A 23,129-nucleotide genomic window follows, 5' to 3' on the forward strand; every position below is an offset into this window, starting at 1 on the left:
AAAACCGATTTCACACCTGCAGTACACTTACCATTTTTTTCTTAACTTTCGACTAAATCCGGGCACTTACAGGCTGTTGGTTTAATTGGGAACATGCTCCTGACTAATGTCTCTAACATAACAGGAAGCTGCACAAAAGCGCTTTCTATATGGAGTCGCTCTGTACGTTTGTGTGCATCTTTTCCGAAGGGACCAACATTTAATACAGGCCCTTGCAGCTCCTGCATTTCGGCAAAAGGAATGCTGTAGGTATCACCCCAAACCGGCGTATTACGTTCAAATATAGTCCATCCTTCACCTTTGTCATCATAAGAAACATAGCTAAGGTCACAGATTCCATTAAAGTAATGTATTTGATTTACCTCTAAATTAAACTGTTCCCTGCCAATTTTCTTGATTAAATCAATTGAATCGATGACAAGTGGATCCTTTGATGTATTAACAGCCGGGTAGTATGGCGGTGCAAACAATAGAACCATTACAGGCCCAAGTTCTTGACACTGGATCATAAGTGAGTCAACAATGCGGATAGATTTTTCCCGATCATCCCATTTTGTGTTGTTTAAGGCATTGGCCTTAATCCTTGCAATGGCATCTGCACCTAATTTTTTTTCAGCATGCACAAGCAGCTCTTCATAGCTTAAAACGGTAACCTTACCTACTGGATTAACGCCTTCACGCTTACAAATTTCCGAATAAGCCTTATTACAGGCTTTTGCCGCATCTTCTGCCACTTTAGTAAAAATGTGCATTACCTCTTCTGCACCGCGCTTCATAAGGAAGACGTTGTAAAGAGCTGCGGCGCGATAGGGAGTTTGGGTTGAATACTCCATTTTTAAATCCTTTTGGTGAAGTGAAACAGGTAATGGCGTCTTTTCACCGAGGTCAGACTCACGGAATAACGGATTCCATTCCATATGTTGTGTCAAAAAGGATGCCATAAAGTTAGCTGTCATTCCGCTCATTGGCTCCCCAACATGTGTTTCCTTACCGTAGAATAATACTGCCGGCATGATTTTCCCAATCGTTCCAGAATAAATATAATAATTTGGATCTCCTGGCTCCTGTGAAAAAGACGGTTCACTATTAAGGAATAATTTGTATGTTAATTGGTGCTGGTCTCGCAACCGAACTAATTCTGGGACCGCAGCACGCATACCAGCTGAATTTACCTCTTCATCTGGTACTGTGACGAGCAATAAATTGATTGGCCACTTTTCGATACTGGCTTTTTCAATTAAAGCCATATGAAGGGCAAGGCCCATTTTCATATCCATCGTCCCGCGGCCAAATAAATAGCGGCCAGATTCAAGATCGATACGTGCATCCTCTGGAAGCTCATCTAAACGCTGCCTCAATTTTTGAGTCAATTCCTTTGGCTGGAATGCAAATGGTTCGAGATCACCGTATTCCTCTGTATGAACAGTATCGAAATGACTGATGAGGACAATTGTTTCCGTCACTTCTGGATTTTTATATATAGCAGTGACGACATTACGCCCTAATCCAGCATCATTAAGCTCTAAGTAAGATGGGTTCTTTTTGAAGTAGTCTAAGTCCATAAACTTTGCTTTTACCTTATGAGCGAATTCACACTCGCCTTCAGTAAGAGTTCTGCTCTGCCAGCTTACGAGCTCGCAAAGTAATGCGCACAATGATTCTGGTGTGCCCCATTTTACATGACTCATTTCAAAAACTCCTTTATATTAAAAAATTTTTGGAAGTGCAGGCATTTTTAATTATTAATAATTTCAGAGCTAGAACCCGATACTACTGACTGCTTGTCTAATGTCTCAATAAATCGCTGAAGCCGTTTCATACCCTCTTCCAGCATTGGCATAGCATAAGCGTAGGAGATGCGTATGTAGCCTTCCCCATGTTCTGTGAACGTACTTCCAGGAACAACAGCGACTCCACCTTCGTGCAATAGCCTTGTTGCGAATTCAAATGACGGCATCCCAAACTGTTTAATAGCCGGAAAAATATAGAACGCACCATTTGGTTTTACCACATCAAGTCCCATAGTTGTGAGACGTTCGTAGACAAAATCTCGTCGTTGGATATATTCAACATTCATTTCTGAAGGAACATTCCGACAGGAAGTCAGTGCCTCAATACCAGCATACTGACTCGGCAATGTCGCACAAATTGAGTTATATAAGTGTACCTTCACAACATGCTGCATAAGTCTTTCCGGTCCAAATGTGAATCCAATTCTCCAGCCCGTCATGGAATGAGATTTTGATAATCCATGGATGAGAAAAAGTCGATCCCGCAGCTGTGGATAAGATGCGAAGGAGCGGTGTTCACCTGTGAAGGTGTTTTCACTGTAAATTTCATCAGAGACGATATATATATCCAGATTTTCTAGTACAGAAACAAGTTGGTCCATCAATTCAGAATCAATTGTAACGCCAGTTGGATTAGATGGATAATTCAATAGAATTGCTTTTGTTTTTGGTGTAACCATCGCTAACAGCCGTTCCGGCGATGGAAGGAATCCTGTATCCGCTGTATTAAAGTAAACTACTTTTGCCCCGCACAGTTCGATAATAGGTTCATAACCCGAATAAATTGGAGCAGGAATGATAACTTCGTCGTCCTCTTCGAGTATGGTTCGAAAAACAGAATCAATTCCTTCACTTGCTCCATTGGTAATGATAACTTCAGTTTCAGGATCATATGAAAAACCGTAGGTATCCTTGAAGAATGAAGCTGCAGCCTGTCTTAACTCCAGCAGGCCGGCATTATGAGAATAGCCGGTTTGGTTGTTTTCAATAGCACGAATCCCTGCCTTTTTTACAGCATCAGGTGTTGGAAAATCTGGCTGGCCGATGGTTAAATTGATTGCATCCGGAAAATGAATCAATTGATTGGAGAATTGTCTGATTCCAGGGACTTCCAATCTCTTTGCTTTTTGATTGATAGATAATGGCATACTTTTCACCTTTCCTAATGAAATCATCTAGTAGATATTGTTAAGGGATCCAACAGTATCTAACATGTTTTGGACCCCTATTTGGTTAAAATGGCTTAAAAGTTAGCTTATTCAAATAAACCTGGAAGCCATAGTGATAGTTCAGGTACATACGTAATGACAATCAAACAGATAATCATAGAAATCATGAATGGTATAATTGCTCGGACAATACGTTCGAACTTTACTTTTCCGACGCTTGAAGCAACGAATAGATTGACACCAAGCGGCGGCGTAATAAAACCAATCGCAAGGTTTGCAACAAGAATGACTCCAAAATGAATAGGATCAACACCAACCGCAGTCACAATTGGCAGCAAAATCGGCGTTAATACAACTAAGGCCGAGATTGTGTCAATAAACATTCCAACTATTAATAGTAAAATATTAATCGCGATTAAAATAATAACTGGGCTCGAAGAAAGTTCAGTAAGGAAACCTGAAATGTCATTTGGAATCTGTTCGAGCGTCATAAAATAAGCGAATGATACGGATAATCCGATAATGATCATTGTCGTAGCATTGATGATGACCGCTTCACGGAAGCTCTCAAAGATGCTCTGCCAAGTTAATTCTTTATAGACAAACTTCCCAATAATTAAGGCGTATACAACAGCAACAACGGCGGCTTCTGTTGGCGAGAAAATTCCGCCGTAAATACCACCTAATATAATGACAGGGATTAACAGCGCCCATTTTGCATCACTTGTTGCCTTCCATACACCTTTAAAATTGAATTTCTTTACTTGTTCGGGTTTGTACCCATTTTTTTTCGAAAGGATATAGGAAGTGATCATTAATCCTGCTCCTATAAGTAATCCTGGAATAATTCCAGCTAGAAATAAACTTCCAACTGATACGCTTCCGATAACTCCATATAAAACAAATGGGATACTTGGTGGAATAATAACACCAATGGACCCTGCAGATGCAGATACAGCTGCAGCAAATCCTCCATCATATTTTTTGGCAACCATCGCTGGAATCATGAACCCGCCGATAGCTGCCACAGTTGCAGGACCCGAGCCTGAAATTGCTGCAAAGAACATACAAGCAACGATAGTAACCATCGATAATCCGCCGGTCATCCAGCCCACCATCGCAGTCGCTAAATCAAGCAGTCGTTTGGAGACTCCTCCTTTTCCCATTAGGATTCCTGCGAGCATGAAAAAGGGAATAGCCAATAGCGGGAAGGAGTCGAGTGATGTGAACGCTTTTTGAGTAATGATATCTAGTGGCAGCGTTGATCCAAAGTAAATGGCGACGAGAGCGGATACACCTAATGAAATGGCTATCGGTACCCCAATCAATAAACAAATGAATAATGTTCCGAATAATAATGCGACCGTCATCCGATAATCTCCTCACTTTCCGGCTTGTCAAAGTCTCCTCTCCAAATATCCACTAACTGCTGAATCAATCGGATTGCCATTCCAGCACCTCCAATTGGAATGGCCAGATAAGGGATCCAAATGGGAATCTGCAGGGCAGGCGTAACCTGTCCGTGTTGAAAACTTGCCATTACTAGAGTTGTACCAAATACAGCCAAAAATAATGAAATAAAAAACCAAATGAGGACACCTAAACCTTCAAATATTTTACGGGGAGTACCATGTAAACGCGTGATAAACGCTTCTACTCGTATGTGCTGACGAAGCTTAACCGCATAACTTGCACCAACCCACACTTGGAAAATATGAATATAGCGTGCCAATTCTTCTGTCCAGCTCGGCGCTGTTTGAAATACATAACGTCCGATTACCTGCCCAAAAATAAGCAAAACCATAAGTGCCAGAGTTAAAACTAATATGATTTCTTCGAAACGGGCGAATTTTTTCACCATTTATTCTCACATCCCTTAATTAATAAGGAATCAAGACAGTGAATCTTGATTCCTCCTTTGTTTACTTATTTGCATCCAATGCTTTATTCACTAATTCTTCGCCAATTTCAGGAACATATTTGTCATAAACTGATTTTGCTGCTTCACGGAATAGTTCACGCTGTTCATCTGTCAATTCATTTACCTTCATGCCCGTTTCTTTTAATTTTTCTAAAAATTCCACATCCTGCTTTTGAGCAAGTTCACGCTGTTCAGTACGGTATTCCTCAGATGCTTTAACGACTAATTCCTGCAAATCTTTAGGAAGGCCATTATAAAAATCATTATTCATAAGAAGGATCGTTGCTGCATAAACGTGACCGGTCATGGTTAGGTAGTCTTGCACTTCGTAAAACTTATTCGTGTAGTAAAGAGAGATTGGTGCTTCCATTGCATCATATGTTTTTTGCTGCAATGCCGTATATAATTCACCAAAGGCAAATGGTGATGCATTCGCTCCAAAGGATTTGAAGGTATCTGTATGAACTGGATTTTCTAATGTTCGGAATTTCAGACCTTGTAAATCTTCTGGTTTTTCAATCGCTCCTGTATTATTTGACATGTTACGGAATCCATTTTCAGCAAAAACTAGACCTTTTAAGTCATTCTGCTCTAACTCTTTTAGTAATTCTTGTCCAAGTTCTCCATCAAGTGCTTTGTACGCAGCTTCGTGGTTATTGAAAAGGAATGGTAAGTCGAACACTAAGAATTTCTTGTTGAATGAAGCAAGCGGAGCTAGAGCTGGAATTGTCATTTCAATATTACCAAGCTGTACAGCTTCAATGGCTTCACGGTCTGAGGGATAAAGTTGTCCATTTGGATACAATTCTACCTTTAAACGGCCGTCTGATTCTTTTTCCAGTTTTTCTTTATACGTTATTGCTGCAAGGTGTGAGGATTGTTCCTCTGACACTAAGTAAGCGATACGGATGGTATGTACTTCCTTACCCCCGTTTTCACCTGCTGTTTTGGCACTATCCTTTGGTCTCCCGCAGCCTGTAATGACTAGAATACTAACGAGTAAAAATACGAGCAATTTTTTCATTTGTTTTCCTCCTTTTGGAAATAGCTTAAAAATCGATTTTCTACGTTTTGCATATGTTCAAGCATGTTAACCTTTGCTTGCGAAACATTTTTCGCTGCAAGGGCTTCAATTATTTTTAAATGTTCTTCGTAAGCTTCGTATGCGCTCATCTGCAGTGTGTTCGATAAAACGAGGAATGCACGATTGATTCCCGTATTCATGTGATGAATCAATTCGGTAAACTTTGAGTTTCGGTTTCTCGATGCAAGGATCAAATGAAATTCCCGGTCCAATTCAATGAAATCATGGAAATTATTTTTGGTAACCGCTTCCAATTGAAGCGCCAAATTTCCCCTCAGCTCGTTAAGTAGGTCCTCATCCAAAGCTGAAGTGATTTTTTCAATATTGTAAATTTCCAATACCCGTCGAAGTTCCATGTACTCCAGTGAATCTTCTTTCGTGAAGGTGGCAACGATCGCTGGGCGTCCTTTTTGCAGTACAATAAGACCCTCCATGGCTAACCGTCTAAGTGCTTCTCGTAGTGGAGTACGGCTAATGCCGAGATCACTGGCTAGTTTTTCTTCGGGCAATTCTTCCTCTGGTGCAAGTTCAGCCGAGATAATTGCTTTCTTTAATAAATTATAGGCTTGATCAGCCAATGAAACGTTTTGAATAATTTTCTTCAAAGATTTCAACCCTCACCCTCTACCAGTATACTGTATACAGCTATAATAAGTTATAAGAATCTATTTGTAAATAAAAATTTTCGGACTATTTTAAAGATTAGGAGGACTATATATTTATCTCCCTTATCCAGTTTTTTGAAAACTACGATGCGATCAATTTATCTGCATGATGACTCTAAAGTCGACACTTTGAGACAAATACTTTTAATCTAATCAGGGGTAGAATAAAAGATAGTTTAAAAATCAATAAACAGATGAGGATGAATATGATGGAGTTAAATAAAGAATGTATGTATTGTATGAAGGATAATAGACGTGACGACATTATGATTGAAATTTGCGAGCTGGAGGTTTCTACTGTTTTTCTATTTAAAGAACAAACGTATACCGGCCGTTGTAATGTCGTATATAAGGATCATGTAAAAGAACTATTTGAACTGGACAGTCAGGAGTTAGCGGCTTATATGAACGATGTGAAAAAGGTTGCTGCAGCTGTGGACAAGGCTTTCCAACCTGGCAAAATTAACTACGGTGCCTATGGAGATAAGATGCACCACCTACATATGCATATTGTGCCAAAATACGAAGGGAAAGCAGATTGGGGTTCCACTTTTGAAATGAACCCTGGAAAAACCTACTTAACAGATGAAGAATATAAGGAAATCATTGAAACGATAAAAGGATCACTGAAGTAATATAAAAAAGGATTGGGTCACTTGCACTGTATGTGCGAGAAACCCAATCCTTTTTATTACAACAGATGGTGACAGGCACCTAAAGCACCTTGCTTAAAAATGCCTTGGTCCGTTCATGCTGAGGGTTGCCGAATAACGCATTCGGTTCATTTTCTTCCACAATATAACCGCCGTCCATGAAAATAACACGGTCCCCAACTTCCCTTGCAAAGCCCATTTCATGGGTAACAACGACCATTGTCATCCCCTCTATCGCAAGCTGTTTCATGACCTCTAAAACATCACCGACCATTTCAGGATCAAGTGCAGAAGTCGGCTCGTCAAAAAGCATAATCTTCGGATTCATAGCAAGAGCCCTTGCAATTGCAACCCTTTGTTTTTGTCCACCTGAGAGTTCTCCCGGATAACTATTTGCTTTTTCTCTTAGTCCAACTTTATCTAGTAAATCAAGCGCTAGTTTTTCCGCATCTGTTTTCTCTGTAGAATGAATCTTAATAGGTCCCAACGTGATGTTTTCTAAAACAGTTTTATGAGGGAATAGATTAAATTGTTGAAATACCATTCCAACCTCTTGTCTAACTTTGTTAAGATCAACTTTTTTGTCCGTAATGTCATGTCCATTAATGACTACCTGACCGCCGGATATCTCTTCCAAGCGATTTAAGCACCGCAGGAATGTACTCTTTCCTGAACCTGAAGGACCGATAACACAAATAACCTCTTTTTCCTTCACTTCTGCATTAATATCTTTCAAAACCTCTAGGCTACCAAATGATTTTCTTAAGTTTTTTACCGTAATCATACTCATCGAAGTTGAAACCTCCTCTCCACGAAATTAGCAAGAAGTGTTAACAAATAAATGATAATGAAATAAATGATACCGACAGCCAGCCAAATCTTAAACGCTTCAAATGTTGCTGATGCTTGAATCTGTCCTTGCTGGGTTAAATCGGCAATACCAATGACGGATAAGAGCGAAGTATCTTTTAAACTGATGATGGATTGATTCGTAATGGTTGGGAGCATTCTTCTAAAAGCCTGCGGTAGAATGATATAGCGCATTGTTTGTGCCCCAGTAAAGCCAATCGATCTTGCCGCTTCCGTTTGTCCCTTATCAATCGATTGAATACCCGCCCTAATGATTTCAGCAAAATACGCACCTGCATTAATTGCAACTGTAATGATTCCAGCCGTGGTATTGTCTAAGGAAATCACTTGCAACGAATTTAGCCCAAAATAGATAAAGAACAATTGCACAATAAATGGTGTTCCTCGAATGGCGTCTACATAAGCCTTTGCGATCCATTTTAAGATTTTAAGAGGTGCAAGTCGCAGCAAGGCAATGACTAAACCTATTAAAAAACCTAGTAATATAGCTATTAAAAAGATATAGAGTGTTACTTGAAGCCCTTTTACTAACATAGGCAAAGCAGAAACAATAATATCCACCTTTTTCATCCCCTTTCAAAAAGAAGACGCGCTCGCTTTAAGCACGCCTTAGCCTATTATTTTATTCACCAAGATACGTTTTTAAAATTTTATCATACGTTCCATCTTTTTTAAGCTCAGCAAGTCCATTATTAATTTTCTCTAATAAATCCTCATTTTTTCCTTTCAATACAGCAATTCCGTATTGATCTCCATTTAAACGATCTCCCACTGTTTTTAATCCAAGATCCTTCTGGGCAATCGCATAAGTGATAACTGGGTAATCTTCAATTAGAGCATCTGCATTTCCATTCGATACTTCTTGGAACATCGCTGGACTATCGTTAAATTGAACAACTTCAATACCTAGTTTTGAAGCATTGTCTACAGCATATTTCGCACCTGATGTACCTTTTTTTACAGCAACCTTTTTCCCTTTAAGGTCATCAACGGATTTAACTGTTGTATTATCATCTTTCACAACAACGATTAATCCTGCGTCAAAATACGGTGATGAGAAATCTACAATCTTTTTTCTATCTTCTGTAATACTCATTCCGGCAATCGCCACGTCAAGCTGGTTCGCTTGCATAGCTGGGATAATTCCGCCAAAATCCATTGGAGAAAGTTCAATTTCAAACCCTTGGCTTTTCGCAATCGCATTAATTAATTCTATATCGATACCCTTATACTCGTCTCCCTCTTTAAATTCAAAAGGAGGATACGTTGTATCTACACCAACTTTATATACTTTTTCACTATTACCACTTTCACTTGCTGTTTTATCGGTCCCACATGCTGCGATAAATAGACTAAGAACCAAAAACAAAGTAAATAGGCCAAATTTTTTCATATTATTCACTCCCCTTATTTAAGTTATTACTATAATCCTAGTAATAAGTAATTCCTTTTATAATATAACATAAATCCAAATAGATTTAATAGTGGAAATTCTTTAAATATAATAAACTTGAAGAGAAATAGGTTACCTTTCTTCTGTTAATTCAGGAATTAAGTCCCTTAAATTTAAATATATACCAAAAAAATATTATTCTAAATATACCTTCTTTCAACCGCTATAAATTATTAAACTTGTCGTAATGATAGAAAAAACAAAGGATTACGGTTATTTAAAAAAGGATGGTGCAAGGTTGCGCCATCCTTTTTACCTTTAGTTTAATTCAAAATAACTGCAAACTACCTGACCAACCGCTTTCGCAGCGACTAGGAGTGCATCTTCATCAATATCAAATTTCGGGTGATGATTGAAGTAGGGCTTTTCTACCCCTTTTGGTGTACAAGCAATGTAAAAGAAGCAGGCAGGAAATTTTTCAGCATAATAAGCAAAGTCTTCCGATGGAGCCATCGCCGGAAATTCTTTCACTTCTCTAATATCCTTATCATTCATGCCTCTTAAGCTTTCTGCAACCATTGCCGTAAGCTCAGGGTCGTTGTATAATGGCGGATAATCGGGAGTATACGTAAGCTCACAGGTTACGCCAAATTCTTCTTCAATTCCTCTTACAATCCGCTTCACTTCTTTCTCAATTGTTTCCTTTGTTTCTACCGTCATATAGCGAATATCACCTTCAAGTTCTACGCTGTCCTTGATCACGTTGAATGTCCCTTTTCCATCAAAAGAACCGATTGTTATCACACCCACATCGAATGGACTTAATCTCCGACTGATAATGGTTTGCGCAGCTGTAACAAAATGTGCTGCAGCCACAATGGCATCGTTCGCTAGATGCGGAGAGGAACCATGCCCGCCTCTTCCTTGCACTTTCAATTTCATGTATGCTCGTCCATTGAAGGAATACCCGGCATGATAACCTACTGTCCCCGCAGGTCCCATTGGTAACAAATGAATGCCATAAACCGCATCTAAGTCATCAATCAAGCCAGACTCAACAATACTTTTTGCTCCGCCTGGCGGAACTTCTTCTGCATGTTGGTGAATGATTTTAATGGTACCCGGGATGGCGTCTTTTAATTGGATGAAGCAATCCGCCAACACTAACAAATAAGCCGTATGCCCGTCATGTCCGCACGCATGCATGACCCCTTCATTCTTTGACTTAAAGGGCACATCTGCTTCTTCAATAATTGGAAGTGCATCAAAATCTGCACGAAGACCAATGGTTTTTCCAGGTTTTCCGCCTTTAATCGTAACGATAATGCCGTAACCATTCCCAACATTGGTTTGAATGTCAACATCTTTCCCTTTATAAAAATCCGCAATGAACTGAGCCGTTTTCTCCTCTTTAAAGGAGATTTCAGGATTTTCATGTAAATGGCGGCGGATTTCAATAATCTCTTCTTTTCGTGATTCTAACATTCCCATTAAATCGCTTATCATTATTTTCGTCTCCCCTTTTGATGGCAAAGAATTCCTTCAATTAGTGATTTCCAGTTGGTGTTGGAGTTGGTGTGCGTCTTGGTTTCTTCGTTGGAGCCTCTGATGGTTTCCCTGCACTACTAGGGACCATCATGATAATCGAAAGAATAGAAAGTATCCCAAAAATCACGTTTACAATGATTCCAATAGATGCTGCAGTCGCTATACTTCCATTCGCTGCAACTGAACTATAAATCGTTGCGGAAATGGCAACACCGAACGCACCGCCAAGTGAACTTGCCATTTTATAAACCCCTGCAGCTTCACCCACTTTGTTGGATGGCGCATTGGATACAGATGTATCGGTTGACGGTGTTGCATAAATACCAAGTCCAAGACCAAATAAGGCAAACCCTATAAATACAACAACGGTATACGCAAAATCAGGCAAGAAGGTTAAACCCATAATCGCTACACCAGCCGTAGTGATGATAGCGCCCCAAATCATTGGTAATTTCGCACCCACTCTTTGCAGGATTTTCTCGCCAACACGAATCATGGCAAGGACGGCTATTAAATATCCAATGGATAGCATCCCTGACTGAAAGGCAGTGAATCCTCGACCGACTTGAACATAGGTATTTGCAACAACGAGTGTTCCGGCTACCGCATTTAATAAAAAGTTTGAGTATGTGGCACCAGCATAAGGTTTATTTTTAAATAAAGAGAAATCAATCAGGGCAATCTCTTTCCTTTTTTCAACTTTGAAGAAGACAAAAGCTCCAATAATAGTAACAATGGCAGCGATAATGGATGTTGGACTTGTCCAGCCTAAGTCCCCGCCGAAAGTAATAAAAACGTTTAATGCAATCATGGTGACGATAAAGATCGCTAACCCACTATAATCGAATCTAAACGCACCGGTTCCTTCCGCTTTGCTTTCAGGTGTATCTTTAATCAGCCACATGGCGAGAAGGGCAAACACAATCGAGAAGATAAAAATCCATCTCCAGCCCATATACGTTGCAATCGCACCACCAGCAAACGAACATACCCCAGAACCACCCCAGGATCCAATCGACCAGAAACTAAGGGCACGTTGTCTGTCTTTTCCCTCAAAGTAAGCTTTCATTAAGGCAATCGTTGCTGGCATAATACAAGCTGCAGAAAGCCCTTGAATGATACGTCCGATAATTAACAATGTCGCTCCTTGCGCTAGTACTAGGCAAAGGGAACCAACCACGCTTAAAATTAACCCGAGATAGGTAATTTTTTTACGACCAATTTTATCTGCGAGCCCTCCTGCAGCTACGATAAACATCCCCGAAAATAAAGCAGTTAAGCTAATGGCTATATTCAGCGTTCCGGAGGAAATCCCCAAATCTTTTTGAACGGCCGGGACCACATTGACCATTGCCTGCGCAAAAAGCCAAAAGGTGATAACCCCAAACACAATTCCTGTAATCATTTTATTTGTACCTTTATAACTAGTCTCCATGATTTTCCTCCTATGGTGTAAGAAGTCCCTGTTATTTTTTAGAATACACCTACCAGAAAAACATTAGTCATAAATGTTAAGTGGAGACAGAACATTGAATCATTTATTTAAAATTAAAATGGCCCAGAAAAGCAAAAAGATTTCTGACTTTTGTCAACTAGCGTATGGTTTCCTAGCCTATCGAACTATCAAAATCCATCTTCGATTGATGTGTAAAATTCCATCAAGATATCGTCCTTCTGTTTAACATCTGAGTGGATAAATGTAAAAACTTCGGAGATTGCTTCTTTGATTTGTTCCTTAGGCAGTTTTTCAACATGGGGGCTTGGACTGAAATAAAGGTACATGGGAAGTCCGCCATGGATGGTCGGCAATTGATAAGGAAAAGGCAACCTTTTTGCGCCTAACCTTTCGTAAAAACGAATTCTTCTTAGTTGATTTTCTCTAGTAACCCCTTCATCATTCTCTGGAATCTCAACCTCAATAAACAATCCGATAAACCCATTTTGTTTCCAGTTGGCAAGCTTCTTAAATAGAAGAGATCCGTATCCAGAACCACGAAGTTGATTGTCAATTGCTATATAATCAATCCAAATCGCTTGCAAATGATTAAACTCGTAGATAAAGGCGTATCCAACGATTTCATCAATCATAGGGTCTTTTGCTAATAGTAGCTTGTATCTCTTTTTCGTCATAAGCAGCTTAAGATGCTCAAAACTTTTCAATTCATCGCTTGCAAAGTCAGCTGTAAATTGCTGATAAACATACTTTAAATCATGGATTGTTCCTTCTTCTATCTTTATTTCAGTGACCATCATTTGGATTTACCCCTCTGCTATTCAGATCTATCCCTCAATCTATGTATGTATGTAATTTTAGCATAAAGGTACTTTTTCATTAGGGGTTCACAATCTTATTGCCTTTGATGAAGATATTTTGGATGAAAATGCGGAAAAATAGACAAATTAAGCATGTTGCATATTTATATGTATCAAAAAATCCCTGCCTATATGGTTGATTTAGGCGGGGATTTCTTGCTGAATTTGGACAACCTAGAAAATTTTAGTCGAAATAGCGTAAAAAAGTAATCTTTCTAGTTGACAAGACCATGGTTTTTATATGATAATAAACATTGTATTAGAATTATTCTAATTTAGTTATTACTATTTGTTGTGAACTATTCTCACAACCAGGGAAAAATGCAGTTCAATTTCCCTAACAAATTTTAGGAGGAAATAGATTATGTCATTAATTGGAAAACAAGTATCAGAATTCAGTGCAAATGCTTATTTTAACGGAGATTTTATCACTGTTAGTGATGCAAACTTTAAAGGTAAATGGAGTGTTGTTTGCTTCTACCCAGCGGATTTCACATTCGTATGCCCTACTGAATTAGAAGACTTACAAAATCAATACGCAACTCTTAAAGATCTTGGTGTAGAAGTATATTCTGTTTCTACTGATACACATTTCACACATAAAGCATGGCACGATACCTCAGAAACAATCGGCAAAATCGAATACGTTATGATTGGTGACCCTAACCAAAAGATTTCCCGCATCTTTGATGTACTTGACGAAGAAGAAGGTCTTGCACAACGCGGAACATTCATCATCGACCCAGACGGTGTTGTTACAGCTATGGAAATCAATGCTGACGGTATTGGCCGTGACGCTAGCACTCTTGTTAACAAAATCAAAGCAGCACAATATGTTCGCAACAATCCAGGTGAAGTTTGCCCGGCTAAATGGCAAGAAGGTTCTGCAACACTTAAGCCAAGCCTTGACCTAGTTGGAAAAATTTAAGGAGTAGATAAAATGTTACTAGATGCAGATATAAAAGCTCAGTTATCCCAGTATCTTCAACTGATGGAAGGTGATATCCTTCTTAAAGTTAGCGCAGGAACCGATGACGTCTCTCGCGACATGCTGCTATTAATTGATGAATTGGCAACCATGTCTTCTAACATTAAGGTTGAGAAAACGGAACTAGAGAGAACACCAAGCTTTAGTGTGAATCGCATCGGTGAAGACACTGGTGTAACATTTGCTGGTATTCCTCTAGGACATGAATTCACTTCCTTAGTATTGGCTCTCTTGCAGGTTAGCGGAAGAGCACCAAAGGTTGATCAGAAAGTCATCGACCAAATTAAAGCAATCAAAGGCGAATACCGCTTTGAATCATACATCAGCTTAACCTGCCACAACTGCCCTGATGTTGTACAAGCCTTGAACATCATGAGCGTTCTCAACCCTGGTATTTCTCATACCATGATTGACGGTGCAGCGTATAAAGCTGAGGTTGAAGCGAAAGACATCATGGCAGTGCCGACAGTTTTCCTTAATGGGGAAAACTTCGGCGGCGGCCGTATGAGTATAGAAGAAATCCTTGCGAAAATGGGTTCTGGTACAGATGCTTCTGAGCTTTCTGACAAGGAACCATTTGATGTGCTGGTTGTCGGCGGTGGCCCGGCTGGTGCAAGTGCAGCAATCTATGCAGCTCGTAAAGGTATTCGTACAGGTATCGTTGCTGAACGCTTTGGCGGTCAGGTAATGGATACCATGGGTATTGAGAACTTTATCGGTACGAAATACACAGAAGGTCCTAAAGTGGCGGCAAGCCTTGAAGAACATGTTAAAGAATATGAAATTGATGTCATGAATCTTCAACGTGCGAAATCTCTGCAAAGAAATAAATTTGTAGAAGTTGAGCTTGAAAATGGCGCTATTTTAAAAAGTAAAACCGTTATCCTTTCAACGGGTGCACGCTGGCGTAACGTTGGCGTCCCAGGTGAAGCTGAGTTCAAGAACAAAGGTGTAGCTTATTGCCCACACTGTGATGGTCCATTATTTGCTGGAAAACGAGTTGCTGTTATTGGCGGCGGAAATTCTGGTATTGAAGCGGCCATCGACCTTGCAGGGATCGTCAAGCATGTAACGGTTCTTGAGTTTGCAGCTGAATTGAAGGCTGATGCAGTGCTGCAGGAACGTCTTTACAGCCTGCCAAATGTGACTGTAATACTGAATGCTCAAACAAAAGAAATCACCGGTACTGACAAGGTAAATGGTATTTCTTACATGGATCGTGAAACGGAAGAAGTTAAGCATATTGAATTAGAAGGTATTTTCGTTCAAATCGGTCTTGTTCCAAACACAGACTGGTTAGGCGAAGGTATGGAACGTACCCGCATGGGAGAAATTGTTGTCGACAAGCATGGCGCAACAAGCATCCCTGGCGTATTTGCTGCAGGTGACTGTACAGATAGTGCTTATAAGCAAATCATTATCTCTATGGGATCTGGTGCAACAGCAGCCTTAGGTGCATTCGATTATCTTATTCGGAATTAATATGTTAAAGGACTCGTCAACTTGACGAGTCCTTTTTTCGTAATACACGGAAAAATTCCGCTTAATTTTTAAAAAGTAATAAAAATAGTTTAAATAAACGGAGAGAATCCCCTTAATGGCTTCAAAAACATGAAAAAGTAGAGTCTTTTTTTGTATAGCCGGAAATTCTCCCCTTATATCCCCCGAAATGAGCTCCATTCTGCATATAAGCAGAAAATCTCCGCTTATCAAAATTTCGCTAGATACTCAAATAAGGATTTATTGTCATTTAGCAAAGAGCGCACGAATTTCATCAATTGAGCTATTTAAGAAATCTTGCAGCCTCTGTAAAAATGACTGCCCCTCTTCTGATTGTAAAAATGCAGAGATTTCACTTATTTGCTCTTTTACCTGGTTCCAGTCGATATCCATCGCCTTCAGATTGTTGAAGAATTCTACTAATCTATCTAACTCTGCATCTGTTAACGTAATTCCAAGCTCCGCTGCAACTTGTTCAATAAGTGCGCGTAGGTCAGCTTCTGTTTTCGGTTCATTCTTGGCGATTTCTTCTTTGACTTTCCCCATTAGAGCAGCTGCATTATCGGCTCCAATCGAGTCACCGAGCTGTGCGGTTTTCACCATTTCCTCATTTGCTGCTTTTTTGATTTCTTCCGGAATTTCTTTATTCGTTGTTGCTTCATAAGCTTTCATAATTCCTGTCAAAGCAGCAGTACCGGAAACTTCAAACGGAGCGGAAATCCTTATGGCTGCATCCTTTACACCGGCCGTAGTCAAGGCATTGATATACATTTCTTCTGTAACCCATGTAATATTGTTCGTTTGCACATCTAACCCGGAATCCTTCGTACCCATGGTTATGGCCGCGGATGAAATCGCACGTGATCCAATTTGTGCCTTAGGAATAAACTCCCCTAAATAATCATGCTCTTCTTGATTGGATACCGTAATCATCTGTGCATTTTCCGGTACCGCTAACTCTACTAACATATCATTTTTTTGCTGTTCCGTTAGGTTTTCCCCTAATGAAACAATCGTATCTCCTTCTACTGAATCTGCAAAACTTATAGATGGAACTGCTAATAGCATCATTATCGCAAGTAACAGTGCCTGTAATTTATGTTTCATAAAATTACCTCCTTAAATACATGCAGCCATTCACAAGAAATAGCTCTTGTTCCACCAATTTATATTTGAAAAATTGGCTTTGCATAATCTTAACATAGTGCTCTGGGATTTCATGAAAAGAATAGGTAACATTTATACAAATTCTATTAAGACTGTTACATAGTAGAATGTAATGTTACTGCCATTTGTTAAAAATACAAAAAAGCTTACCGAATATAAACTTGATAGCCGTTTTATTACAGTGATAACCATTCTGAGTCAGGCAAAACCAGAATGTTAGTTCGATAAAAACACAACTATAGTAACTGTTTTAATAAATTCTGAATTGTTAAACTATTGATAACTCCCTAGAATACACAGAAAACCAATTCTGTCAGGAGGGATACGAATGGAACAAAGATTACGTTTAATTCCGTATCAAGTGAATGAAGTGGTCGAAGTGGTGTCTGAGGTGCCAAAAGGTATTGAGATGATTGAGGCTCCAAAAATCTGGGAGAAATCGAAAGGTAAGGGAATCACAGTTGCAATATTAGACACAGGCTGCGATGTCACCCATGCTGACTTGAGTGAACGGATTATCGGCGGACGGAATTTCACAGATGATGATAATGGAAATCCTAATGTTTACACTGACTATAATGGTCATGGAACACATGTGGCGGGTACCATTGCTGCTGTCCAAAACAATAACGGAGTCATTGGCGTGGCACCTGAAGCAAATTTACTTATTTTAAAAGTACTCGATAAAAATGGATCAGGACAGTACGAATGGATCATCAATGGTATCAACTATGCAGTTGAACAGAAGGCGGATATTATCTCTATGAGCCTCGGTGGTTCTCTTGATGTACCTGAGCTGCATCAAGCGATTCAAAACGCAATCGCTCATCAAATTCTAGTCGTTTGCGCTGCTGGAAATGAAGGGGATGGACAGGATTCTTCAGATGAATTTTCCTATCCTGCCTCCTACAATGAAGTCATCAGCGTCGGAGCCATTGATTTGGAGCGCCGTTCTTCCGAGTTTTCTAATTCGAATAATGAAGTCGACTTGGTAGCGCCTGGTGAAGAAATCCTTTCAACCTATTTAAACGGCACGTATGCAAAACTATCTGGAACTTCGATGGCAACTCCGCATGTATCCGGTGCACTTGCGCTCATAAAGGATATTGTCACAAAAAAATTCGAGCGAATTCTGACAGAGCCTGAACTTTATGGACAATTAATAAAGAGAACAGTTCCGCTAGGAAACTCGCCAAAACTTGAAGGCAATGGATTCCTGTACTTAACAGTAGAGGACTACTTATCGAATGTGTTTAATCAAAAATTATCTGCTCATGTGTTGAAAATATAAAGAAAAAGCATCTCAACCTAGCAACTGAAGCCTTAGGTGCATTCGATTATCTTATTCGGAATTAATCTCTTATCACACAATACCTGAAATTTTATTATGAAAGAAAGTCGCTGCACTATCTTAACCGATAGTACAGCGGCTTTTTTTCTTTTTCCACCTTCCCTTTCATTCAATGAGACCTGCATTCAGTCTGGTTCATGCTATTTTCTTCTTCTCTTCCCCTCCTCATTTAAACAGAATAGTATTTTCCATATTAAGACAACCTAAAGATAATTGAATTTCTTCGAGTGATAGTGCACCTTACGAATACATAGTTGTTGAAAGGAGATTAATCTGTGAAACTGTATCAAGTAAGAAAAGGACAATTTGTTTATTTCAACAATGAGTTACATAAGGTTTATGGAGTAAAACCGATGTATAAGCTCTCCATACATTTGATTAAGCTAAGGGATCTATCGCAGCATATCACTAATGCTGTCAGCGTGGAAAAATACACACCAAAGGAACTTGACAGTTTTATTTTTAATCATAAGGCATATACGCTCAGAAAGGACCGAAATGCGGAAGCAGGAGATTATATTTTAATAAACAATCCAATGCCTGATTCCCTTGATACCTACTCATTAAATGAAATTGATTTGGTTGAAACAGCGGATAACAAAGGGGTTATCACAAGTAATTCTCATGGTGTCAAACATAATGAGTATTTATTAATGGTACCGGGCCGCGCTGCTGGCAGCAATCCTATCGATTATAAAGACAAGGAATATACAGAGGACGAGGGCCTGACGGACATTGGGACCCTAGGGATGACCTCCAGCGAACTGCTGCCATCTTTAGGCGACATCTATAAAAAGAAAGACACTGACTCACTGCTCGAAGCAATGGTAATCGCAATCAAAGAACAAACTGTTTACCTTGGAGGCGGAATAGAGGTCACCCCGGAGGAGCTGCTGAACACAGAAAAGTGGGAATTTCTATATAACCTCCTTGATAAATGATATACTTCAAGAATTTCACCTAACACCGAGCTTAATAAGGAGGTTTATATGGACAGCAAAAATAATAAGGGACATAGTGTGTTTATTATTTCATTATTACTTACGCTCATTTTTATTGTTTGGGGAGTCTTCTTTACCGATAATCTCACCAAAGTTACCGATATTATCTATAACGGTTCGATTGATTACCTGGGGTGGGTGTATCTTGGTGCTGCCCTATTCTTTGTTATCTTTTCAATCTATTTATTGTTCTCGAAATATGGCGATATTCGGTTAGGCAAGAAAACAGACCGACCAGATTTTAACACGGCATCCTGGCTTGCCATGTTATTCGGTGCTGGGATGGGAATCGGAATTGTGTACTGGAGTGTGGCCGAACCTGTAACCCACTATACAACCCCTCCTTATGGGGAAGGTTATACAATCGACGCTGCCAATACGGCAATGAAATATACGTTTTTCCATTGGGGCTTTGATCCATGGGCCATTTATACGGTAATCGGTCTTGCTCTTGCCTTTTTTCAATATAACAAAAGGCTTCCGGCCGCTATAAGTTCGGCCTTCCATCCAATCTTGGGGGATAGAATTTACGGGCCGATTGGAAAAACCATTGATATCCTATCTATCTTTGCAACAGTCTTTGGTATTGCAACTTCTTTAGGTCTTGGTGCCATGCAGGTTACAGCCGGAATGCATGAAATATTCGGGGTTCCCAATGAGTTATTCGTTCAGCTGATTGTGATTGTTGTCGCCACCGTCCTGTTTATCATCTCTATCAATACAGGCTTAGAGAAAGGTATCCAATACTTATCGAATGCGGCCATGATCCTATCCTTTGCGATTATGCTGATGATTTTAATTGTTGGACCTACTATGACGATTATAAAAGTTTTTTTTAATACGACAGGGCTCTATATTAGTGACTTTATACATATGAGTTTAAGGCTAAAGCCCTTTGGTGAAGGAGAATGGATTGCCTCCTGGACACTTTTTTATTGGGCATGGTGGATTGCCTGGGCGCCATTTGTCGGTATGTTTATTGCCAGGGTTTCAAAAGGAAGAACAATCAGGGAGTTTGTGATTGGTGTGCTGATTGTTCCTACCCTGGGAACATGTCTCTGGATGTCCATATTTGGCGGCGCAGCGCTTGAGCTTGTTCAAAACACAGGTAACCATGATCTGGCAGAAAATATTACTGAAAATGTATCATTGGCTATCTTTACCTTCTTTGATTATCTTCCATTAAGCTCTGTGTTAAGTATATTAGGGTTTGCTGTCGTAGCTATTTATTATATAACGGTTGCCGATACAGCCACTTTTGTGTTGGGGATGTTAAGTGAAGGCGGTACATTAAATCCTTCCAATAAAATTAAAATGACTTGGGGTGTCATTCAATCCGCTTTGGCTGCAGTCTTGCTTTTAGCTGGCGGTTTGAACGTTTTGCAAACGGCTTCCATTGCAGCCGCCCTGCCTTTTGCGCTCATCATGGTCGTTATGTGCTTTTCATTAGTGAAAGGATTAAAAAGTGAAGTTGAGGTACATAGAGGAAATAAAAGAAGTTCGTACCCTTCCTAAGGTGTCTAGTAGGTAAATGAAGCCGTACTGAAAACATCTATTTAGACAAAGAAAAACCACCTTTAAGAGAATGATTATTTTCTTAAAGGTGGTTTTATTTATGTAAATCAATTATTTTAAAAAGAATCAGGTTTACTGTCCCAAGCTACAAAAAATGGCTCCGCAGGTAGGACTCGAACCTACGACCGATCGGTTAACAGCCGATAGCTCTACCACTGAGCTACTGCGGAATAATAATGGAGCGGGTGATGAGAATCGAACTCACAACATCAGCTTGGAAGGCTGAGGTTTTACCACTAAACTACACCCGCATATTAAAATTGGAGGCAACACCCGGATTTGAACCGGGGATAAAGGTTTTGCAGACCTCTGCCTTACCACTTGGCTATGCTGCCGAACTAGTTAACAATGGTGGAGGGGGACGGATTCGAACCGCCGAACCCCGAGGGAGCGGATTTACAGTCCGCCGCGTTTAGCCACTTCGCTACCCCTCCATAGATAAGAGCACTAATTTTTCAAAAAAAATGATGGCTCAGGACGGAATCGAACCGCCGACACAAGGATTTTCAGTCCTTTGCTCTACCGACTGAGCTACTGAGCCATACAATCATATCTATATCAACAGTAGAGTAACCTACTGATATAAAAAAATGGCGGTCCGGACGGGACTCGAACCCGCGACCTCCTGCGTGACAGGCAGGCATTCTAACCAACTGAACTACCGGACCAATGTTTTTCAAGTGTTTACTTTTAGAATATATGGAGGAGGAAGAGGGATTCGAACCCCCGCGCGGTATGACCCGCCTGTCGGTTTTCAAGACCGATCCCTTCAGCCGAACTTGGGTATTCCTCCGAATAAGTGGAGCCTAGCGGGATCGAACCGCTGACCTCCTGCGTGCAAAGCAGGCGCTCTCCCAGCTGAGCTAAGGCCCCATATTGTTGCTTTAGATGAATGGTCGGGAAGACAGGATTCGAACCTGCGACCCCTTGGTCCCAAACCAAGTGCTCTACCAAGCTGAGCTACTTCCCGTAAAATATGGCGCGCCCGAAAGGAGTCGAACCCATAACCTTCTGATCCGTAGTCAGACACTCTATCCAATTGAGCTACGGGCGCAATTTAATGAAAATTAGATTTGGAAACTAAATGCGGGTGAAGGGAGTCGAACCCCCACGCCTTGCGGCGCCAGATCCTAAGTCTGGTGCGTCTGCCAATTCCGCCACACCCGCATGTATGAAAATTTCTTTGCTAGCGCAAAAAATCTTGGTTATCTTCTAATGAAAAATAACTTGGTTGTTTTCTAAGAAAAACAACTTGGTGAGCCATGAAGGACTCGAACCTTCGACCCTCTGATTAAAAGTCAGATGCTCTACCAACTGAGCTAATGGCTCGTTCAATTAGTTTATTGAAAACTAACTAGTTTTTTTTGCTTAAAATCCCTTCGGGATTTCGCGCATGCTTCCGCTGATGTAAATCAACGAAGCAAGAAGCATGGTGCCGGCGAGAGGACTTGAACCCCCAACCTACTGATTACAAGTCAGTTGCTCTACCAATTGAGCTACCCCGGCATTTTATAGGAGATATTTTCACTTTCATGAAATAACTATGGTTATTTTGCTATCGCAAAAAACTTTGGTGGAGGATGACGGGTTCGAACCGCCGACCCTCTGCTTGTAAGGCAGATGCTCTCCCAGCTGAGCTAATCCTCCGTATTAATGGGTAGTTATTTTCGCTAAGGTGATGGAACGTTATTTTCGCTGTCGCGAAAAAACGTTGGTGACCCCTACGGGATTCGAACCCGTGTTACCTCCGTGAAAGGGAGGTGTCTTAACCACTTGACCAAGGGGCCATTCTTAAAAATTTGGAAAATAAAAACCCCAAAGGGGTTATGCCTGGCAACGTCCTACTCTCACAGGGACAAAGTCCCAACTACCATCGGCGCTGAGAAGCTTAACTTCCGTGTTCGGTATGGGAACGGGTGTGACCTTCTCGCCATTGCTGCCAGACTATAAAATTGAGGTATCATTCCCTCAAAACTAGATAATTTCAGAAGAAGTTTTGTAAAACGAGTTTGCCTTTAAAAATTGGTTAAGTCCTCGAACGATTAGTATCAGTCAGCTCCACATGTTACCACGCTTCCACCTCTGACCTATCAACCTGATCATCTTTCAGGGTTCTTACTAGCTTGACGCTATGGGAAATC

19 protein-coding genes, 15 tRNA genes and 2 rRNA genes are annotated in these 23,129 nt (G+C 40.3%); 6 read left to right on the forward strand and 30 right to left on the reverse strand.

Annotated elements, in window-relative coordinates; all coding sequences use genetic code 11:
* Window positions 1-41: 41 nt before the first annotated feature.
* The 6 genes from M3189_RS11705 to M3189_RS11730 form a co-directional block, all read right to left on the reverse strand.
* The gene (locus M3189_RS11705; RefSeq protein ID WP_251634243.1) at window positions 42-1,688 is read right to left on the reverse strand and encodes a M20/M25/M40 family metallo-hydrolase; all 1,647 of its coding nucleotides are present in this window, start codon (window positions 1,686-1,688) and stop codon (window positions 42-44) included.
* A 47-nt stretch (window positions 1,689-1,735) separates the two neighbouring features.
* A complete protein-coding gene (locus tag M3189_RS11710) occupies window positions 1,736-2,938 on the reverse strand; it encodes an aminotransferase class I/II-fold pyridoxal phosphate-dependent enzyme (RefSeq protein WP_251634244.1) in 1,203 nt (400 codons plus the stop codon).
* 107 nt (window positions 2,939-3,045) lie between these two features.
* Window positions 3,046-4,329 (reverse strand): TRAP transporter large permease, encoded by a 1,284-nt coding sequence (locus M3189_RS11715; protein ID WP_251634245.1) that lies wholly within the window; start codon window positions 4,327-4,329, stop codon window positions 3,046-3,048.
* Window positions 4,326-4,820: a TRAP transporter small permease gene (locus tag M3189_RS11720; RefSeq protein ID WP_251634246.1), complete on the reverse strand. Its 495-nt coding sequence runs from the start codon at window positions 4,818-4,820 to the stop codon at window positions 4,326-4,328. Before M3189_RS11720 ends, M3189_RS11715 begins: the two co-directional genes overlap by 4 nt.
* A 61-nt stretch (window positions 4,821-4,881) precedes the next feature.
* The gene (locus M3189_RS11725; protein ID WP_251634247.1) at window positions 4,882-5,904 is read right to left on the reverse strand and encodes a DctP family TRAP transporter solute-binding subunit; all 1,023 of its coding nucleotides are present in this window, start codon (window positions 5,902-5,904) and stop codon (window positions 4,882-4,884) included.
* Window positions 5,901-6,569 carry a GntR family transcriptional regulator gene (locus M3189_RS11730; RefSeq protein WP_251634248.1) on the reverse strand — a complete coding sequence of 223 codons (669 nt, stop codon included), beginning with the start codon at window positions 6,567-6,569 and terminating at the stop codon, window positions 5,901-5,903. Before M3189_RS11730 ends, M3189_RS11725 begins: the two co-directional genes overlap by 4 nt.
* 254 nt (window positions 6,570-6,823) lie before the next feature.
* On the opposite strand from M3189_RS11730, the gene M3189_RS11735 reads away from it, so the two are divergent.
* Window positions 6,824-7,264 carry an HIT family protein gene (locus tag M3189_RS11735; RefSeq protein WP_251634249.1) on the forward strand — a complete coding sequence of 147 codons (441 nt, stop codon included), beginning with the start codon at window positions 6,824-6,826 and terminating at the stop codon, window positions 7,262-7,264.
* A gap of 79 nt (window positions 7,265-7,343) precedes the next feature.
* Here the strand turns inward: M3189_RS11735 and M3189_RS11740 are convergent, their stop codons facing one another.
* The 6 genes from M3189_RS11740 to M3189_RS11765 all read right to left on the reverse strand — a co-directional run bounded on the left by M3189_RS11740 (window position 7,344) and on the right by M3189_RS11765 (window position 13,346).
* Window positions 7,344-8,072: an amino acid ABC transporter ATP-binding protein gene (locus M3189_RS11740; RefSeq protein WP_285889572.1), complete on the reverse strand. Its 729-nt coding sequence runs from the start codon at window positions 8,070-8,072 to the stop codon at window positions 7,344-7,346.
* Window positions 8,069-8,713 carry an amino acid ABC transporter permease gene (locus tag M3189_RS11745; protein WP_251634250.1) on the reverse strand — a complete coding sequence of 215 codons (645 nt, stop codon included), beginning with the start codon at window positions 8,711-8,713 and terminating at the stop codon, window positions 8,069-8,071. The genes M3189_RS11740 and M3189_RS11745 overlap by 4 nt, the downstream gene beginning before the upstream one ends.
* A 61-nt stretch (window positions 8,714-8,774) precedes the next feature.
* Window positions 8,775-9,545 carry a transporter substrate-binding domain-containing protein gene (locus M3189_RS11750; protein WP_251634251.1) on the reverse strand — a complete coding sequence of 257 codons (771 nt, stop codon included), beginning with the start codon at window positions 9,543-9,545 and terminating at the stop codon, window positions 8,775-8,777.
* 318 nt (window positions 9,546-9,863) lie between these two features.
* On the reverse strand, window positions 9,864-11,051 hold the full coding sequence (locus tag M3189_RS11755; protein WP_251634252.1) for an amidohydrolase: 1,188 nt from the start codon (window positions 11,049-11,051) through the stop codon (window positions 9,864-9,866).
* Between the two features lie 40 nt (window positions 11,052-11,091).
* A complete protein-coding gene (locus M3189_RS11760) occupies window positions 11,092-12,531 on the reverse strand; it encodes an MFS transporter (RefSeq protein ID WP_353057421.1) in 1,440 nt (479 codons plus the stop codon).
* Window positions 12,532-12,716: 185 nt separating this feature from the next.
* Entirely contained in the window at window positions 12,717-13,346 is a 630-nt protein-coding gene (locus M3189_RS11765) for a GNAT family N-acetyltransferase (protein ID WP_251634254.1), read from the reverse strand.
* 424 nt (window positions 13,347-13,770) lie between these two features.
* Between M3189_RS11765 and ahpC the strand changes: the two genes are divergently transcribed.
* Together ahpC and ahpF are read left to right on the forward strand one after the other, a co-directional pair.
* Window positions 13,771-14,334, forward strand: coding sequence for an alkyl hydroperoxide reductase subunit C (ahpC, locus tag M3189_RS11770; protein ID WP_251634255.1), 564 nt, complete (start codon window positions 13,771-13,773; stop codon window positions 14,332-14,334).
* 12 nt (window positions 14,335-14,346) lie between these two features.
* On the forward strand, window positions 14,347-15,876 hold the full coding sequence (gene ahpF / locus M3189_RS11775) for an alkyl hydroperoxide reductase subunit F (protein WP_251634256.1): 1,530 nt from the start codon (window positions 14,347-14,349) through the stop codon (window positions 15,874-15,876).
* Window positions 15,877-16,140: 264 nt separating this feature from the next.
* On the opposite strand, the gene M3189_RS11780 is transcribed toward ahpF, so the two are convergent.
* Entirely contained in the window at window positions 16,141-17,001 is an 861-nt protein-coding gene (locus M3189_RS11780) for a DUF1002 domain-containing protein (RefSeq protein WP_251634257.1), read from the reverse strand.
* 388 nt (window positions 17,002-17,389) lie between these two features.
* Between M3189_RS11780 and M3189_RS11785 the strand changes: the two genes are divergently transcribed.
* The 3 genes from M3189_RS11785 (at window position 17,390) to M3189_RS11795 (ending at window position 20,928) form a co-directional block, all read left to right on the forward strand.
* Complete coding sequence (locus M3189_RS11785; RefSeq protein ID WP_251634258.1) at window positions 17,390-18,352, forward strand: S8 family peptidase; 963 nt, start codon at window positions 17,390-17,392, stop codon at window positions 18,350-18,352.
* 335 nt (window positions 18,353-18,687) lie between these two features.
* Complete coding sequence (locus M3189_RS11790; RefSeq protein WP_251634259.1) at window positions 18,688-19,353, forward strand: hypothetical protein; 666 nt, start codon at window positions 18,688-18,690, stop codon at window positions 19,351-19,353.
* Window positions 19,354-19,401: 48 nt separating this feature from the next.
* Window positions 19,402-20,928, forward strand: a complete 1,527-nt coding sequence (locus M3189_RS11795; protein WP_251634260.1) for a glycine betaine uptake BCCT transporter — start codon at window positions 19,402-19,404, stop codon at window positions 20,926-20,928.
* 155 nt (window positions 20,929-21,083) lie between these two features.
* On the opposite strand, the gene M3189_RS11800 is transcribed toward M3189_RS11795, so the two are convergent.
* The 17 genes from M3189_RS11800 to M3189_RS11880 all read right to left on the reverse strand — a co-directional run.
* Window positions 21,084-21,158, reverse strand: a tRNA-Asn gene (locus M3189_RS11800).
* Window positions 21,159-21,165: 7 nt separating this feature from the next.
* Window positions 21,166-21,239 (reverse strand) — tRNA-Gly (locus M3189_RS11805).
* A 10-nt stretch (window positions 21,240-21,249) separates the two neighbouring features.
* A tRNA-Cys gene (locus M3189_RS11810) sits at window positions 21,250-21,323 on the reverse strand.
* 14 nt (window positions 21,324-21,337) lie between these two features.
* Window positions 21,338-21,422 (reverse strand) — tRNA-Tyr (locus tag M3189_RS11815).
* Window positions 21,423-21,456: 34 nt separating this feature from the next.
* Window positions 21,457-21,529, reverse strand: a tRNA-Phe gene (locus M3189_RS11820).
* A 50-nt stretch (window positions 21,530-21,579) separates the two neighbouring features.
* Window positions 21,580-21,656, reverse strand: a tRNA-Asp gene (locus tag M3189_RS11825).
* Between the two features lie 32 nt (window positions 21,657-21,688).
* A tRNA-Ser gene (locus M3189_RS11830) sits at window positions 21,689-21,781 on the reverse strand.
* A gap of 7 nt (window positions 21,782-21,788) precedes the next feature.
* Window positions 21,789-21,861, reverse strand: a tRNA-Ala gene (locus M3189_RS11835).
* Between the two features lie 20 nt (window positions 21,862-21,881).
* Window positions 21,882-21,958, reverse strand: a tRNA-Pro gene (locus M3189_RS11840).
* 7 nt (window positions 21,959-21,965) lie between these two features.
* Window positions 21,966-22,042 (reverse strand) — tRNA-Arg (locus M3189_RS11845).
* 31 nt (window positions 22,043-22,073) lie between these two features.
* Window positions 22,074-22,155, reverse strand: a tRNA-Leu gene (locus M3189_RS11850).
* Window positions 22,156-22,241: 86 nt separating this feature from the next.
* Window positions 22,242-22,317 (reverse strand) — tRNA-Lys (locus tag M3189_RS11855).
* 101 nt (window positions 22,318-22,418) lie between these two features.
* Window positions 22,419-22,494 (reverse strand) — tRNA-Thr (locus tag M3189_RS11860).
* Between the two features lie 65 nt (window positions 22,495-22,559).
* Window positions 22,560-22,635, reverse strand: a tRNA-Val gene (locus M3189_RS11865).
* 65 nt (window positions 22,636-22,700) lie between these two features.
* Window positions 22,701-22,775, reverse strand: a tRNA-Glu gene (locus M3189_RS11870).
* 41 nt (window positions 22,776-22,816) lie between these two features.
* Window positions 22,817-22,932, reverse strand: a 5S ribosomal RNA gene (gene rrf / locus M3189_RS11875).
* 78 nt (window positions 22,933-23,010) lie between these two features.
* Window positions 23,011-23,129 (reverse strand): 23S ribosomal RNA (locus M3189_RS11880); the annotation flags it as partial.

It is taken from the genome of Neobacillus niacini, assembly GCF_023715415.1.
Lineage (GTDB): Bacteria > Bacillota > Bacilli > Bacillales > Cytobacillaceae > Neobacillus > Neobacillus niacini_C.

Coding starts and splice junctions, on each gene's coding strand:
- M3189_RS11705 (WP_251634243.1), bottom strand. CDS start 1,688: ATGAGTCATGTAAAATGGGGCACACCAGAATCATTGTGCGCATTACTT.
- M3189_RS11710 (WP_251634244.1), bottom strand. CDS start 2,938: ATGCCATTATCTATCAATCAAAAAGCAAAGAGATTGGAAGTCCCTGGA.
- M3189_RS11715 (WP_251634245.1), bottom strand. CDS start 4,329: ATGACGGTCGCATTATTATTCGGAACATTATTCATTTGTTTATTGATT.
- M3189_RS11720 (WP_251634246.1), bottom strand. CDS start 4,820: ATGGTGAAAAAATTCGCCCGTTTCGAAGAAATCATATTAGTTTTAACT.
- M3189_RS11725 (WP_251634247.1), bottom strand. CDS start 5,904: ATGAAAAAATTGCTCGTATTTTTACTCGTTAGTATTCTAGTCATTACA.
- M3189_RS11735 (WP_251634249.1), top strand. CDS start 6,824: ATGAGGATGAATATGATGGAGTTAAATAAAGAATGTATGTATTGTATG.
- M3189_RS11740 (WP_285889572.1), bottom strand. CDS start 8,072: ATGAGTATGATTACGGTAAAAAACTTAAGAAAATCATTTGGTAGCCTA.
- M3189_RS11750 (WP_251634251.1), bottom strand. CDS start 9,545: ATGAAAAAATTTGGCCTATTTACTTTGTTTTTGGTTCTTAGTCTATTT.
- M3189_RS11755 (WP_251634252.1), bottom strand. CDS start 11,051: ATGATAAGCGATTTAATGGGAATGTTAGAATCACGAAAAGAAGAGATT.
- M3189_RS11765 (WP_251634254.1), bottom strand. CDS start 13,346: ATGATGGTCACTGAAATAAAGATAGAAGAAGGAACAATCCATGATTTA.
- ahpC (WP_251634255.1), top strand. CDS start 13,771: ATGTCATTAATTGGAAAACAAGTATCAGAATTCAGTGCAAATGCTTAT.
- ahpF (WP_251634256.1), top strand. CDS start 14,347: ATGTTACTAGATGCAGATATAAAAGCTCAGTTATCCCAGTATCTTCAA.
- M3189_RS11780 (WP_251634257.1), bottom strand. CDS start 17,001: ATGAAACATAAATTACAGGCACTGTTACTTGCGATAATGATGCTATTA.
- M3189_RS11785 (WP_251634258.1), top strand. CDS start 17,390: ATGGAACAAAGATTACGTTTAATTCCGTATCAAGTGAATGAAGTGGTC.
- M3189_RS11795 (WP_251634260.1), top strand. CDS start 19,402: ATGGACAGCAAAAATAATAAGGGACATAGTGTGTTTATTATTTCATTA.